Annotated in this window: 15 protein-coding genes and 1 tRNA gene; 7 read left to right on the top strand and 9 right to left on the bottom strand. The window is 57.7% G+C overall.

Going from position 1 to position 12,920, the window contains the following annotated elements; all coding sequences use genetic code 11:
• The first annotated feature begins 29 nt into the window (after positions 1-29).
• Genes ACWXTG_RS03975 through dnaQ form a run of 3 tightly spaced genes read left to right on the top strand, consistent with a single transcriptional unit; the run spans position 30 to position 1,898 of the window.
• Positions 30-752 (top strand): methyltransferase domain-containing protein, encoded by a 723-nt coding sequence (locus ACWXTG_RS03975; protein WP_480220783.1) that lies wholly within the window; start codon positions 30-32, stop codon positions 750-752.
• Positions 745-1,200, top strand: a complete 456-nt coding sequence (gene rnhA / locus ACWXTG_RS03970) for a ribonuclease HI (protein ID WP_480220782.1) — start codon at positions 745-747, stop codon at positions 1,198-1,200. Before ACWXTG_RS03975 ends, rnhA begins: the two co-directional genes overlap by 8 nt.
• Before the next feature lie 8 nt (positions 1,201-1,208).
• On the top strand, positions 1,209-1,898 hold the full coding sequence (gene dnaQ, locus ACWXTG_RS03965; RefSeq protein WP_407994878.1) for a DNA polymerase III subunit epsilon: 690 nt from the start codon (positions 1,209-1,211) through the stop codon (positions 1,896-1,898).
• 32 nt (positions 1,899-1,930) lie between these two features.
• On the opposite strand, the gene queD is transcribed toward dnaQ, so the two are convergent.
• Genes queD through ACWXTG_RS03945 form a run of 4 tightly spaced genes read right to left on the bottom strand, consistent with a single transcriptional unit; the run spans position 1,931 to position 5,479 of the window.
• The gene (gene queD / locus ACWXTG_RS03960) at positions 1,931-2,371 is read right to left on the bottom strand and encodes a 6-carboxytetrahydropterin synthase QueD (protein WP_309565305.1); all 441 of its coding nucleotides are present in this window, start codon (positions 2,369-2,371) and stop codon (positions 1,931-1,933) included.
• 59 nt (positions 2,372-2,430) lie between these two features.
• Positions 2,431-3,354 carry a histone deacetylase family protein gene (locus ACWXTG_RS03955; protein WP_480220781.1) on the bottom strand — a complete coding sequence of 308 codons (924 nt, stop codon included), beginning with the start codon at positions 3,352-3,354 and terminating at the stop codon, positions 2,431-2,433.
• Positions 3,351-4,223 carry a ribosome small subunit-dependent GTPase A gene (rsgA, locus tag ACWXTG_RS03950; protein ID WP_480220780.1) on the bottom strand — a complete coding sequence of 291 codons (873 nt, stop codon included), beginning with the start codon at positions 4,221-4,223 and terminating at the stop codon, positions 3,351-3,353. The genes ACWXTG_RS03955 and rsgA overlap by 4 nt, the downstream gene beginning before the upstream one ends.
• A gap of 2 nt (positions 4,224-4,225) precedes the next feature.
• Positions 4,226-5,479 (bottom strand): M48 family metallopeptidase, encoded by a 1,254-nt coding sequence (locus ACWXTG_RS03945; protein WP_480221204.1) that lies wholly within the window; start codon positions 5,477-5,479, stop codon positions 4,226-4,228.
• Positions 5,480-5,584: 105 nt separating this feature from the next.
• Here ACWXTG_RS03945 and orn point away from each other — a divergent pair, with 105 nt between their 5' ends.
• Positions 5,585-6,133, top strand: coding sequence for an oligoribonuclease (orn, locus tag ACWXTG_RS03940; RefSeq protein ID WP_407996628.1), 549 nt, complete (start codon positions 5,585-5,587; stop codon positions 6,131-6,133).
• A gap of 248 nt (positions 6,134-6,381) precedes the next feature.
• Here orn and glgA read toward each other — a convergent pair whose 3' ends face one another.
• The 5 genes from glgA to hpnC form a co-directional block, all read right to left on the bottom strand.
• A complete protein-coding gene (gene glgA / locus ACWXTG_RS03935) occupies positions 6,382-7,839 on the bottom strand; it encodes a glycogen synthase GlgA (protein WP_480220779.1) in 1,458 nt (485 codons plus the stop codon).
• Positions 7,840-7,957: 118 nt separating this feature from the next.
• The gene (locus ACWXTG_RS03930; protein WP_480220778.1) at positions 7,958-8,368 is read right to left on the bottom strand and encodes a phage holin family protein; all 411 of its coding nucleotides are present in this window, start codon (positions 8,366-8,368) and stop codon (positions 7,958-7,960) included.
• 11 nt (positions 8,369-8,379) lie between these two features.
• Positions 8,380-9,708 carry a hydroxysqualene dehydroxylase HpnE gene (gene hpnE / locus ACWXTG_RS03925; protein WP_480220777.1) on the bottom strand — a complete coding sequence of 443 codons (1,329 nt, stop codon included), beginning with the start codon at positions 9,706-9,708 and terminating at the stop codon, positions 8,380-8,382.
• Complete coding sequence (gene hpnD / locus ACWXTG_RS03920; protein WP_480220776.1) at positions 9,693-10,529, bottom strand: presqualene diphosphate synthase HpnD; 837 nt, start codon at positions 10,527-10,529, stop codon at positions 9,693-9,695. Before hpnD ends, hpnE begins: the two co-directional genes overlap by 16 nt.
• A complete protein-coding gene (hpnC, locus tag ACWXTG_RS03915) occupies positions 10,526-11,380 on the bottom strand; it encodes a squalene synthase HpnC (protein ID WP_480220775.1) in 855 nt (284 codons plus the stop codon). The genes hpnD and hpnC overlap by 4 nt, the downstream gene beginning before the upstream one ends.
• 99 nt (positions 11,381-11,479) lie before the next feature.
• Here hpnC and ACWXTG_RS03910 point away from each other — a divergent pair, with 99 nt between their 5' ends.
• From ACWXTG_RS03910 to ACWXTG_RS03900, 3 genes are all read left to right on the top strand, one after another.
• A complete protein-coding gene (locus ACWXTG_RS03910; protein WP_480220774.1) occupies positions 11,480-12,226 on the top strand; it encodes an S-methyl-5'-thioinosine phosphorylase in 747 nt (248 codons plus the stop codon).
• Positions 12,216-12,749 carry a peptide deformylase gene (def, locus tag ACWXTG_RS03905; RefSeq protein ID WP_407996624.1) on the top strand — a complete coding sequence of 178 codons (534 nt, stop codon included), beginning with the start codon at positions 12,216-12,218 and terminating at the stop codon, positions 12,747-12,749. The genes ACWXTG_RS03910 and def overlap by 11 nt, the downstream gene beginning before the upstream one ends.
• 55 nt (positions 12,750-12,804) lie before the next feature.
• A tRNA-Ser gene (locus ACWXTG_RS03900) sits at positions 12,805-12,892 on the top strand.
• Positions 12,893-12,920 lie beyond the last annotated feature (28 nt).

The raw sequence follows: 12,920 nt of genomic DNA, 5'->3' as shown, positions 1-12,920 counted from the left end.
ATGTCTATTAATGATATGTTGGGAGCCTGATGTCAATAGAGAAGCAAGAACAATGGCTTGCCAGCCCATTAGGACAATACCTGCAGGAGCAGGAACAGGCCTTGTTTGACCGGGTGGTGCACGATATCTTCGGCTTCAATGCCATGCAGTTCGGCATGCTGCAGATGCCATTGTTGCGGCATTGCCGCATTCCATACCAGTTCAATGCCGACGTCGCGAACGGCTCGATACGCTGCGCATCCCATCAATTTCCATTGCAGGCGGACAGCCTGGATTTGTTGTTGTTGCCGCATACCCTGGATTTCAGCGAGCATCCGCACCAGACCTTGCGTGAAGCCGCCCGTGTATTGGTGCCGGAGGGGCATATTGTGATCACCGGCTTCAACCCGGTCAGCGCCTGGGGGGCGCGCCGCCTGGCCAGCGACCATGACGTTTATCCCTGGGATGCGAATTTTCTCAGCCTGATGCGGGTCAAGGATTGGCTGGCGCTGCTGGACTTCGAAGTCGTCGAGGTCACAATGGCATGCCATATGCCGCCTTTCCGCAATAGCAGCGGCCATGGGCGCCTTGGCAGGATCGAGCGTCTCGGGGCAAGGCTGTGGCCCTTGATGGGTGGGGTATACTTTGTCCTGGCCAAAAAACGGGTCGTCAGCATGCGCCTGATCAAGCCGGCATGGAACAAGTCCAAGCTCAAGGCCGGCCTGTTGCCCACTCCAACCCAAAAAACGGATATACAGAAAAAACATGAGTAATAGCGTGATAGAAATTTATGCCGACGGTGCCTGCAAGGGCAATCCAGGTCCCGGCGGATGGGGGGCGTGGCTGTCATTTGCCGGACGTGAGAAAGAGCTTTGGGGCGGCGAGCTGGTGACGACCAATAACCGCATGGAGCTGACTGCTGTCATCCGGGCGCTTGAAGCCTTGAAGCGCCAATGTACGGTGAAAATCTATACGGATTCAGCCTACGTGCAGAAGGGCATCACGGAGTGGGTGCATAGCTGGAAGGCAAGGAACTGGCTTACCAGCGACAAAAAACCCGTTAAGAACGTCGACCTGTGGAAGACCCTGGATAGCCTGGTGCAACAGCACCAGGTCGAGTGGGTCTGGGTCAAGGGGCACGCGGGCAATGTGGGCAATGAGCGCGCCGATGCGTTGGCCAACAAGGGCGTTGACCAAGTGCTGGGCCGGGAGGTGGCATAAGGATGGGCATGCGACAGATTTTTCTCGATACTGAAACCACCGGCCTTTATCACGCCCAGGGGCACCGTATTATCGAAATCGCCGGGGTGGAGCTGGTCAACCGCAGGCTGACCAACAATCACTTCCATGTCTACCTCAACCCCGATCGCGAGATCGACCAGGCTGCGCAGGAGGTGCATGGCATCACGCTGGAGTTCCTGCAGGACAAGCCGCGCTTTCACGATGTTGTGGACGATTTCTTGCAATTCGTTTCCGGCGCGGACTTGATCATCCATAATGCCCCGTTCGATATCGGCTTCCTCAATGCCGAGCTCAACAGAATAGAACGCCAGAATATCGAGCACAGCGTGCTGGAGATCATCGATACGCTGAAAATGGCCAAGGAAATGCGTCCTGGGCAGCGCAACAACCTGGATGCCCTGTGCCGGCATTACGGCATAGACAATTCTTCGCGCACGCTGCACGGCGCCTTGCTGGATGCGGAATTGCTCGCCGATGTCTACATGGCCATGACGCGCGGCCAGGAAAGCCTGATGATCGACATGCTGGACCACGGGCCGATAGAGGGCAATGAGGAGATCAGGCTAACGCGCAGCAAGCCGTTGCTAGTCTTGGCTGCAAGCGAATCGGAGCAGGCGGCGCATGAGGAATATCTGCAGGCGCTGAACAAGGGCGGCGCTTGCGTGTGGACGCAATAACAGCGGCAGGGTTGGCGCTGAGCTAAGCTGGCTTAAGCCAGGGCATCGGCCCAGCTGTTGGGCGTTTCATAAAGCCGCACGCGCTCCAGCTTGAGTTGGGTGCCGTAGGTGTCATGGTATTGCGCCTTGAGGATGCGGAAGGCTTCCGCCGCCATGTTTTCTGCGGTCGGCACGGTGCCGAAGACCACGGTCTTGTGGTCGGGCAGGCTGCGCAGGAATTCCAGCACGGCGGTATCGCCCTGGTATACCAGGAAGGCATGGTCCCATTGATCCACCACGCAACGCTTGGCGATGGCCTTGACGTCGGAAAAGTCCATGACCATGCCATGTTCCGAGGCGCCTTCCTGCTCGATGATATTGCCGGAAAGCGTGATTTCCAGGGCATAGCGGTGACCGTGCAGGTTGCGGCACTGGCTTTTGTGGCTGGGGATGCGGTGTCCGGCATCGAATTCAAGGCGGGTGGTAATTTGCATGGCGCGATTATAGCAGCAAAGACCGCAACGGCTTCAGCATCCTGGCGCGTTGCCGGCGATCAAAGCCCGGCCAGGGTGCGGATATGGGTTGTTGCCGACTCTGCCAGCGATGGCAGGTGGTAGCCGCCTTCCAGCACCGAGACGATGCGCTTTGCCGCATATCGATCCGCGACCGTCATTGCGAAATTAGTGATCCAGCGGTAATCATCGTTATTGAGCTTCAGGTGCGCCAGCGGGTCGTTTTCATGCGCATCGAACCCCGCGGATATGAAAAGCATCTGCGGCCGGAAGCGTTGCAGTGCCGGTTCGAAATTCTTCAGGACCGCTTCGCGTAATACCTGGCCGTCGCTCCCTGCAGCCAGGGGCACGTTGACCATGTGCTCTGAGCGCGTGTCCGCTCCGCTGTGCGGGTAGAAGGGATACTGGAAGGTCGAGCACAACATGACGCGCGGATCGTTGCGGAATATATCCTCGGTGCCGTCGCCGTGATGCACGTCGAAATCCAGAATCGCGACACGGTCCAGCTTGTAGGCAGCAAGCGCATAGGCAACGCCTGCGGAAATATGGTTGAAGATGCAGAAACCCGCCGCCCGCGCCTTGCCTGCATGGTGCCCGGGCGGGCGTATGCAGCAGAAGGCATTGGCGGCCTGCTTTTGCATCACCAGGTCGACAGCCTTGATGACGGCGCCGGTGGCATGCAGGCATGCCGTCAACGACATCGGCCCCATGGCGGTATCCGGGTCCAGCCTCACGATGCCCGCGCGGGGGGCAATGCTGCGGATATACTCGATATAGGCGGCGTCGTGCACGCGCAGCAGCGCTTCATCGTCGGCTTGCGGCGCCTCATGGCGCTGCAGTTTACCAAGCAGTTGCTGCGCCGCAAGCGCATCCATGATGGCTGTGATGCGCGCGGGCGACTCGGGGTGTTTGCCATCCATGATATGCAGCAGCGTATCGGGATGGGACACCAGCGCGGTCGTCATGCGATTTCCTGGCGTAGCTGCTGGTAGTAGGCGAGGCGCCGCGGCAATATCGCGCCGGCATCGGCTGCCGCCCGGATGGCGCAGTCAGGCTCCTTGAGGTGGCGACAATTATTGAAGCGGCATTTGCCCAGGTAGGGGCGGAACTCGACGAATGCCAATTCCAATTGCTCGCCGTCCAGGTGGTGCAGGCCGAATTCCTGCAGGCCGGGAGAGTCGATCAGCTTGCTTTCTGCATCCAGATGGTAGAGGTGCGCGGCCGTTGTTGTGTGTTTCCCGCTATCGAGCACGGTCGATACTTCCTGGGTCCTCACCATCTTATCTGGCAGCAGCGCATTGACGATGGTGGATTTCCCCATGCCGGACTGGCCTACCAATACGCTGGTCTCCCCAGCGAGCCATTGCCTGAGCGGGGCGATATCATCCCGTGCCGATAGCGGCTGGATGGTGTAGCCCAATGCGGCATAATCCTGCAGCCGCGACATGACGTCCTCGGCATTATCGAGATCGCATTTATTGAGCACGATCACCGCCTTGACGCCTGCCGCCTCGCACGCCACCAGGCAGCGGTTCAAGAGCTCCTCATAAAAACTCGGCTGCGTCGCCAGCACGATCACCGCCTGGCTGACATTGGCGGCGAGCATCTTGCTGCGGAAGCTGTTGCTGCGGTAGAGCAGGCTGCTCCTGGGTTCAAGCTGCTCCACCACGCCTTCGCTCGGGCCGGTCAGCTTGACCTTGACCCTGTCGCCGCAGGCAAGGTCCGTTTTCTTGCCCCTGGTGACGCAGCTCAGCTCGGCGCCGTCCTCCAGCTCCACTCCGTAGCGCTTGCCGTAGGAGGCTACGACCAGGCCGTTCAACAGCGCATTCGACAAGGCTAGTGCGCTGTAAATGTGCTGAGCCGGGAAATGCGGATGCTGGCTGGCGGGTGCGAGTCGTAAAACGCCGAATGCAGCGGATCGGGCGTGAGCGTGGACGCGTTGTCACGGTAAAGCTTGACTAATGCCTCGACCAGGTAGCGGGCGTCGGCATTCTGCGCGGCATATTCATCCGCCTCGAATTCGTTTTTGCGCGAATAGCCGGCAAGCAGCGGACGCAAGAGGAATAGGAACACCGGGCTCACCAGCAGGAACAAGATCAGCGCCATATAGTCGCTGGGCTGCTGCACGCCAAGCCCGGCATAGAACCAATCTTGCTGCGCGAGCCAGCCGAGCAGGGCCAGACCGATGAAGCTGACGAAAAACATCAGGGCAATGCGCTTGATGACGTGCTTATGCTTGAAATGGCCAAGCTCGTGGGCCAGAACGGCTTCAATCTCATCGCCGTTCAAGCGTTCCAGCAGGGTGTCGAAGAAAACGACGCGCTTACTCGCGCCAAAGCCGGTGAAATAGGCATTGCCGTGGCTGCTGCGCGTGGAGCCGTCCATGACGAACAGCCCTTGCGACTTGAAGCCGCATTTAGTCAACAAGGCCTCGATGCGGTTTTTGAGGGATTCGTCGCCCAATGGGGAGAATTTGTTGAACATCGGCGCGATGAATGTGGGATAGATCGCCAGCATCAGCAGGTTGAATACGCTCCAGACCACCCAGAGGTAGAGCCACCAGTAGTCCCCGGCGCCCTGCATGAGCCATAGCGCGATGAACAGCAGCGGTGCGCCCAGCAACAGGCCGACGATGCTGTGCTTGACCATGTCCTTGAAGTACATTGCGGGCGTCATTTTGTTGAAGCCGAAATGCTGGTCGATGACGAAGGTGCGGTAATAGTCGAAAGGCAAGTCCACCACGCTGCTGACGAGCAAGGCGCTCAGGATGACGGCCGCGCCGCGGATGATGTCATGCTCCGGCAAGACGCCGCGCCAGGCGCCGTCTATCAGCTGCAAGCCGCCTCCTACGGTCAGCAGCAGGAGCAATACGGCCTGGGCCGTGGTTTCGATGAGCGCGAGGCGCGTCTTGGCAGAAGAGTAGTCCGCGGCCTTCTGGTGGGCGCCGAGACTGATGCTGGAACTGAACGCCTCCGGCACGTTGGCGCGGTGCTGCTGAATGTAGTGGACATGCCGGCGGCCGAGCCAGAGCCGGATCATTGTGGTGAACACCAGGAGCGAGATGAACAGGATAGTCAGGTTCGTAGCCATCATTTTGCTTATTTATCAGTTAAAATATTATGTTTATTTTGAAGCAAGAATAGGGTGGAAGGTTCACCTTTCTTTGCATCCCCGCACATTTTAATGGAAATCATTATGTCACAACACAACGACAACCTCATCTGGCTGGATATGGAAATGAGCGGCTTGCAGCCAGACAGCGACCGTATTTTGGAATTGGCTGCCGTCGTGACCGACGCCGAACTGAATGTGCTGGGTGAATCCCCGGTGCTGGTGATTCATCAATCCGATGCCGTGCTGGACGGCATGGACGCCTGGAACAAGGGAACGCACGGGCGGTCCGGCCTGATCGACAAGGTGAAGGCTTCCACCCTGGACGAAGCCGCGGCTACGCAACAGATGATCGAATTCCTCAAGGAATTCGTACCGGCGGGGAAATCCCCGATGTGCGGCAACTCCATCTGTCAGGATAGGCGCTTCATGGCGCGTTACATGCCTGAGCTGGAGTCATATTTCCACTACCGCAACCTGGATGTCAGCGTGTTCAAGGAGCTGGCAAGGCGCTGGCGCCCGGCCTTGATTGCGGGCTTCAAGAAAAGCAGCAAGCATGAGGCGCTGGCGGATATTTACGAATCGATCGACGAGCTCAAGTATTACCGCGAGCACTTCATCCGCATGGAGTAACGTCAGGAATAACAGGCAAAAAAAGGGGTGCGTCAGGCGCACCCGCTAAGGGAGGAGAAGTATAGCTTTGGAGAAAGCTCGCATATAAAAAGCATTGCTGCCATTTACTCTGCGTTAGGTAGCATATTAGGGCGGAAGTGTTGCTGAATTATTGCCAAGACAGAGGAAATGGTTAGCAAACTGTTAAATAGTTGTAACAGTTTGCTAAATGTGGGTATTCGTGCGGTCGATACTAAAAAACAGGTTGGTCAGCGCTGCTGGGCAAGGCTTTGGTACAAGTCCAAGTAGAGCTTTGCGCTGCCGGCCCAGCTGAGGTCTCGGCGCATGCCGTTGCGCTGGATTCTGCGCCATGCCCTGGGGTCATGGTAGTAGACGAGGGCGCGCTCCACTGCGTTCAGCAACTGCTGGGGTTCTGCAGATTCCAGCACGAATCCCGTCGCGGTGTTGTTCTTCATCGTACTGCTGTTGCTGTCCCTGACTGAGTCGGCGAGGCCGCCAGTGCGGGTCACGACCGGTGGGGTGCCGTAGCGCAGCCCATACATCTGGTTGAGCCCGCATGGCTCGAAACGCGACGGCATGATGAACATGTCGGCGCCGGCCATGATCTGGTGCGACAACGGCTCCTTGTAGCCGATCGTCACGCTCACCTGGCGCGGATGTCGCTTCGCCAGCTCCTTGAATCCGTTTTCCATCTGCGCTTCGCCATTGCCGAGCACGGCGATCTGGCAGTGTCTTGCCAGCAGTTTTTCCGCCACGGCCAGGAATATATCCAGGCCTTTCTGGTGCGTCAGCCTGCTGACGACGCCGAGCAATGGCTTGTGCGGTGCGGCTTCCAGCCCCAATTGCACCTGGAGCGCTTTCTTGACGATCTTCTTGTCGGCAAGGTGTTCCAGGTTATAGGTCTTGGCCAGGTAAGGATCGGTGGCCGGATTCCACTCCTGGGTTTCAATCCCGTTCAATATGCCGTGAATCTCGTGGCTGCGCGTTGCCAACAGCCCCTGCATGCCGAAGCCGTATTGCTCAGTCTGGATTTCGCGCGCATAAGTCGGGCTGACGGTGGTGATGCTGTCGGCATAGTAGACCCCGGCCTTGAGAAAGGACATCTGGCCGTAATACTCCACGCCGTCCACCTGGTAGCTATGGGCGGGCAAGCCCAGGCGCTGCACCCATTCAGGAGCGAAATTGCCCTGGAATGCCAGGTTGTGGATGCTGATGACGGATTTGGCATGGGGAATGCCCGAGTGGTGCAGGAATGCGGGAGTCAGGCCGCTTTGCCAGTCGTTGCAGTGCACAACGTCGGGTATCCAGTCGCGCAATGGCGAGTGCTGGCTGCTCAAGATGGCGCCCACCTTGGACAAAATGCCGAAGCGCAGGGCATTATCGTTCCAGTCGTTGCCTTGGCTGTCGTTATACGGGCCGCCGGGCCTGTCGAATAGCTGGGCGTTTTCAACCACCATGACATAGACGCCGGTATCCGGCATCTTGCCTGCCAGCAGGTTGATGCTGCCGACTTCCGGCAGTCCATGGATTGGCGTGATCAGGCGCTTGTCTTGCAGCTTTGCCAATACGGCCGGATAGCCTGGGAGCAATATGCGGATGTCGATGCCAAGGTCGCGAATGGCGGCAGGCAAAGAGCCGCTGACGTCGGCGAGGCCGCCTGTCTTGATCAAGGGGTAGGCTTCGGAACTAACAAAAAGGATGCGCAAGGTATGTGCTCTTTGTTTTTTGAAGTTGGGAGTGGGCTGGGTTTTTCTATCGTTCAAGCATATCAAATAACCATAGGAGCGAGAATCCGTCGCCCAAGAGGATTTGAATGCAAGGTCATTAGATCGAGATGGTATCCGGGTTGCTGTTGATGGGCGTCATCAGGGCGACTCCCTGGCTCGGCAGTATCCATTCGATCAGGAAGCCCAGCACGGCAATGAAGATGCTGGCGAAGAATGCAGTCCAGAAGCCGGAGAGTTCGAACCCTTTGATCAGCTTGGCAACCAGCATGATCATCAAGGCGTTGACGACCAGTGCGAAAAAGCCGAATGTCACCAAGGTCAATGGGAAGGTGAGCACCAGCAGCAAAGGGCGGATGACGGCATTGACGAAACCCAGGGCCAGGGCGGAGATCAATAGCGAAAGCCGCGAGGAAAACTTGATTCCGGGGAAGATCAGGCTGGCTACCCATAAGGACAGGCTCATGATTCCCCAGTGAATAATGAAGTCATAAATATCATTTATTATCATAATATTAAAATTTATAGTTGATGTGATTTAATAATATTTTCAGCCGCCAGGAAGCCGCTCCTGATCGCGCCTTCTATGGTGGCGGGATAGTCCAATAAGGGGCTTCCGGTGCCGACATAATCCCCGGCCAGCTGTATGCGCGGATGCGGAGTGGTTTGGCCCGAGCGATCCAGCCCCGTCGTGCAGGCAAAGGTCGCGCGTTTTTCCGCGACGACTTTATGCCAGAGCGGCGTTGCCTTCAAAATGGCCGGAAAAACGGCTTGCAGCTCCTGGTGTATCTTGATGGCGAGGTCGGATTGCGTCAATGTCTGGTGCTTGCCTTCGGCACTGATGACAATGGCGAGCAGGCCTGGTTGTCCATAAAGCTGTCCACGGTCAAACACCCATTGGCCGAGTTGTCCGGCCAGGCCATGCATGACTTGCGGCAATACTGTGTCGTGAGGGTATTGCAGGTAGACGGTGTAAATGGGCTGGTATTGCAACGACTGGCAGTTGGCAACGACAGTTTCCATGCCTTGCAGCGAAGGCAGCAATGCGGCGACGCGGAAAGGGGAAGTGGCGATCACCGCATGGCTGAAATCCTGCATTGCATCCTTCAGCTTCAACCTTACTCCATGTTCCAGCGTATGCAGGCTTTCTATTGGCGTATTGAGGCTGACTCTGCCTCCATGCGCTTCGATGAAGGTGGCCGCCGGTTCGGCAAACAGGGCCGAGAGGTCGGCGCGCGGAAGCAGCAAGTCGCTGTCGGATTTCTTGTGCGCGAAACTGTCCCGCAGCACATTGAGGAATGTTTGTGCGCTTGCCGTGGCAATCGGGGTATTCAGGGCCGCAAGGCAGAGGGGCTCCCACAGCATGGCGGTGAGCCGGGGAGGCTGGCTTGCCAGCAGTTGCTGCAATGGAACGTCCTTTGCCAGGCGAAATCGCTTGAGCCGCAGGCCGGCCATGAAGCGCACGGCAGCCAGGCGCTCCCGCAGGCTGAGGCCTTGCGCTTGCAGCAGGCCAACCAAGATATGCAATGGCGCCGGCAGGGCAGCCTGGCTTTCAAGCGAAAACTTGCCTGGTATTTCGAGCTTGAGCGGCAAGCGCAGCAAGCCGGTATCGATATCCACGCCGCATGTCTGCAAAAACCGTAATGTCTGTGAGTAGGCGCCAAGCAGGATATGCTGTCCGTTGTCCAGCGTGAGGCCTTGCCAGTCTATACCCCGCGCCCGCCCGCCCAGTTGGTGGCTGGAGTCGAACAAGCTGGTCCTGATGCCGGCTTGCGTGAGCCGAACGGCCGTCGCCAGCCCGGCGCAGCCGCCGCCGATCACCGCGACATGCGGCGTTAATTGCGAACCCATGTCAGCCAGGCAAGCCAGAGTTTGCGGATGGGGGTGAGGGATACGCGCGCGTTCAGCACCACCTGGATATCGTCCGCCTTGATTTCCTTGAGCAGGGTGCGGTAGATCGCCGACATGATGAGGCCGGTGCGCTGGAGCTTGCGGTCTTCCAGAGGCAGCTCGGCAAGCGCCTTGTCGTAATAGCGTTCAGCGCGTTCGGCCTGGAATTCCAGCAATTGCCGCATATTGTCGGAGGGCCTGCCCTGCAGAATATCCTGTTCACTGACGCCGAAACGGGCGGCTTCGTCCAGCGGCAGGTAAATCCGGCCCCTGCGGGCGTCTTCGCCGACATCGCGCGTGATGTTGGTCAACTGGAAGGCCATGCCCAGGTCTAGCGCATATTGCAGGGTTTGCGGGTTGCTGTAGCCAAAAATGGAGGCCGAGAGCAGGCCGACCACGCTGGCAACGCGGTAGCAATAAAGCTCGAGCTCGGCAAAGTCGCGGTAGCGGTTTTGCTCCAGGTCCATCTGCATGCCGTCGATGATGTCCAGGAAGTGCTGCTGCTTGAGCTTGAGCTCCGTGACCGGCGCCTGCAAGGCAAGGGTGACCGGGTGCTGCGGCCTGCCCTCGAAAAGATTGATGATTTCGCCGCGCCACCAGTTGAGCTTGGTCTGCGCGACGTTGATATCCTGGACCTCATCCGCGATATCATCCACTTCCCGGCAAAAGGCATACAGGGCAGTGATGGCCTCCCGCTTGGGCTTCGGCAGGAACAGGAAGCTGTAGTAGAAACTGGAGCCGCTGGCTGCGGCCTTCTTCTGGCAATATTCTTGCGGACTCATTTTTTCCTCACCGCACGGTACAGCATATAAACCCAGTCCGCCGGCTTGAGAACCGGGCGCTGGTTGAAAACATTGCCGCGTACATGATGGAGCTTTCGCAGGATGCGTTCGCCCCCCGCAATGATCATGCGCATTTCCAGCCCGATGCGGCCGGGCAGGGCCAGCCCGAGCGGCGCCCCGGATTGCAGCAGCTTGCGCGTGCGGTTGACCTGGAATTCCATCAACAGGGCCCATGTGCCCTGGCTGTTTTTATCGGCAATCTGCTGCTCGGAGACCTTGTATTTCTGCAGTTCGTCCAGCGGCAGGTAGATGCGGTCCTTGCGATAGTCGATTTCGACATCCTGCAGGAAGTTGATGAGCTGCAGCGAGGTGCAGATCGCATCCGACAAGGCAATGTTGCGCGGCGTGGCCGCCTTGTATAGATGCAGCATCAGCCGCCCGACCGGGTTGGCCGAACGGCGGCAATAGTCGATGACCTCGCCGAAATTGGCGTAGCGGGCCTTGACCACATCCTGGCTGAATGCGGAAAGCAGGTCGTAAAACGGCGCCAGCGGCAAGCCGCGCTCCTTGATCATGGCTTGCAATGCCTGGAACAAAGGCGTGTCGGGCGTTACACCGTCCCTGATTTGATCGAGTTGCGAGCGAAAGCCGTTGAGCAGCGCCAACCTTTCCTCCGGCAGCAGCTCGCCTTCGTCGGCAAAGTCGTCGGCCTGGCGGGCAAAGGCGTAGATCAAGCCAACGGGTGCGCGCAAATCCTTGGGCAGGAGAACAGAGGCGACAGGAAAATTTTCATAATGGGCTTTGGCAAGCGCCATGCTCTGCTGGATAGTGGCTTGGTCTGATGTGGTCATAAGCGGCATAAAGTATGCCATAAAACGCCAGTTATCGCGCTTTGTGGCAAATGAAGATTGTTACGCTACAATGTGCCAATCCGTCATTGTGGAGTTTTCATGCTAGGTATTATTGGTGGTACAGGGCTGACCAAGCTGGCCAACCTCAAGATCAAGCGCAGGCAGATTGTTCGTACGCCCTATGGCGAACCTTCCGGCCCCTTAACTTACGGGGATATTTGCGGCTATGAAGTGATCTTTCTGCCCCGGCATGGTCATGGGCACACCATTCCGCCCCATATCGTCAATTATCGCGCCAATATCTGGGCGCTGCATGCCGAAGGCGTGCGCGACATTGTCTCCGTCGCTAGCGTCGGCGGTATTCATGAAAGCCTCAATCCGGGCGTGATTGCCTTGCCAGACCAGATCATAGACTACACGCACGCACGCAAGAATACCTATTATGATGGCGGCGACCTGCCGGTCAAACATATCGATTTTACTATGCCGTACAGCGACAGGCTGCGCAGCCTGTGCCTGGAGGCTGCGGCCAATATTGATGAATCAGTTATCGATGGCGGTGTCTACGCATGTGTACAAGGCCCCCGTCTGGAAACTGCCGCAGAAATTAACCGCCTGGAAAAGGACGGCGCCACCATGGTCGGCATGACCGGCATGCCGGAAGCTGCTCTGGCGCGTGAGTTGGACATGCATTATGCCGCCATCTGCCCGGTGGCCAATCATGCGGCAGGGCGAGGCAGTAGCGTGAATGGCATTCAATACGAAAACATGGGCGATGTCCTTAACGCAACCATGCAACGCGTCCGAAACCTGATAGAAAGGGTAGTGGTAGGCCATGCCTGTTAAACCTGTGTTGAAAATGGGAGAGCCTCTGCTGCTGCAAAAGGCAGAGCCCATCCAGCAATTCGATACCCCGGAGCTCCATGCCCTGATCAAAGATATGGAGGACACCATGGCGCATCTGAACGGTGCCGGTATAGCCGCCCCGCAAATCGGCGTCAGCCTCCGGGTCGTGATTTTTGGCGTTGGCCATAATCCGCGTTACCCGGATGCCGAACAAGTGCCGTATACGGTATTAATCAACCCCACGCTGACGCCTATAGGCGAAGAACTGGAAGATGGCTGGGAAGGGTGCCTTTCCGTCCCAGGCATGCGCGGCGTGGTACCGCGTTATCAAAGGTTGCACTACACTGGATATGATCAATACGGAAATCCGATAGACCGCTTGGTAAGCGGCTTTCATGCAAGGGTGGTACAGCACGAATGTGATCACCTTGACGGCATCCTTTACCCGATGCGGATTCGTGACCTTGCCCAGTTTGGTTTTACCGACGTGCTTTTCTCCGGGATGGTGGTGGAAGACGATTAATCTTGTGATAGAATGGCGGCCTTTCTTCAGTCACCACCATGACTGATGTCAAAACGGAAGTGTGGCCGAGTGGTTGAAGGCACCGGTCTTGAAAACCGGCGACCCGCAAGGGTTCGTGAGTTCGAATCTCACCGCTTCCGCCAATTCCTTGTCCGTAGCAGTTCGCCGGAG

This window comes from Methylobacillus sp. DLP286 (assembly GCF_056636515.1).
This window is presented reverse-complemented; position numbering and strand designations above follow the sequence as displayed.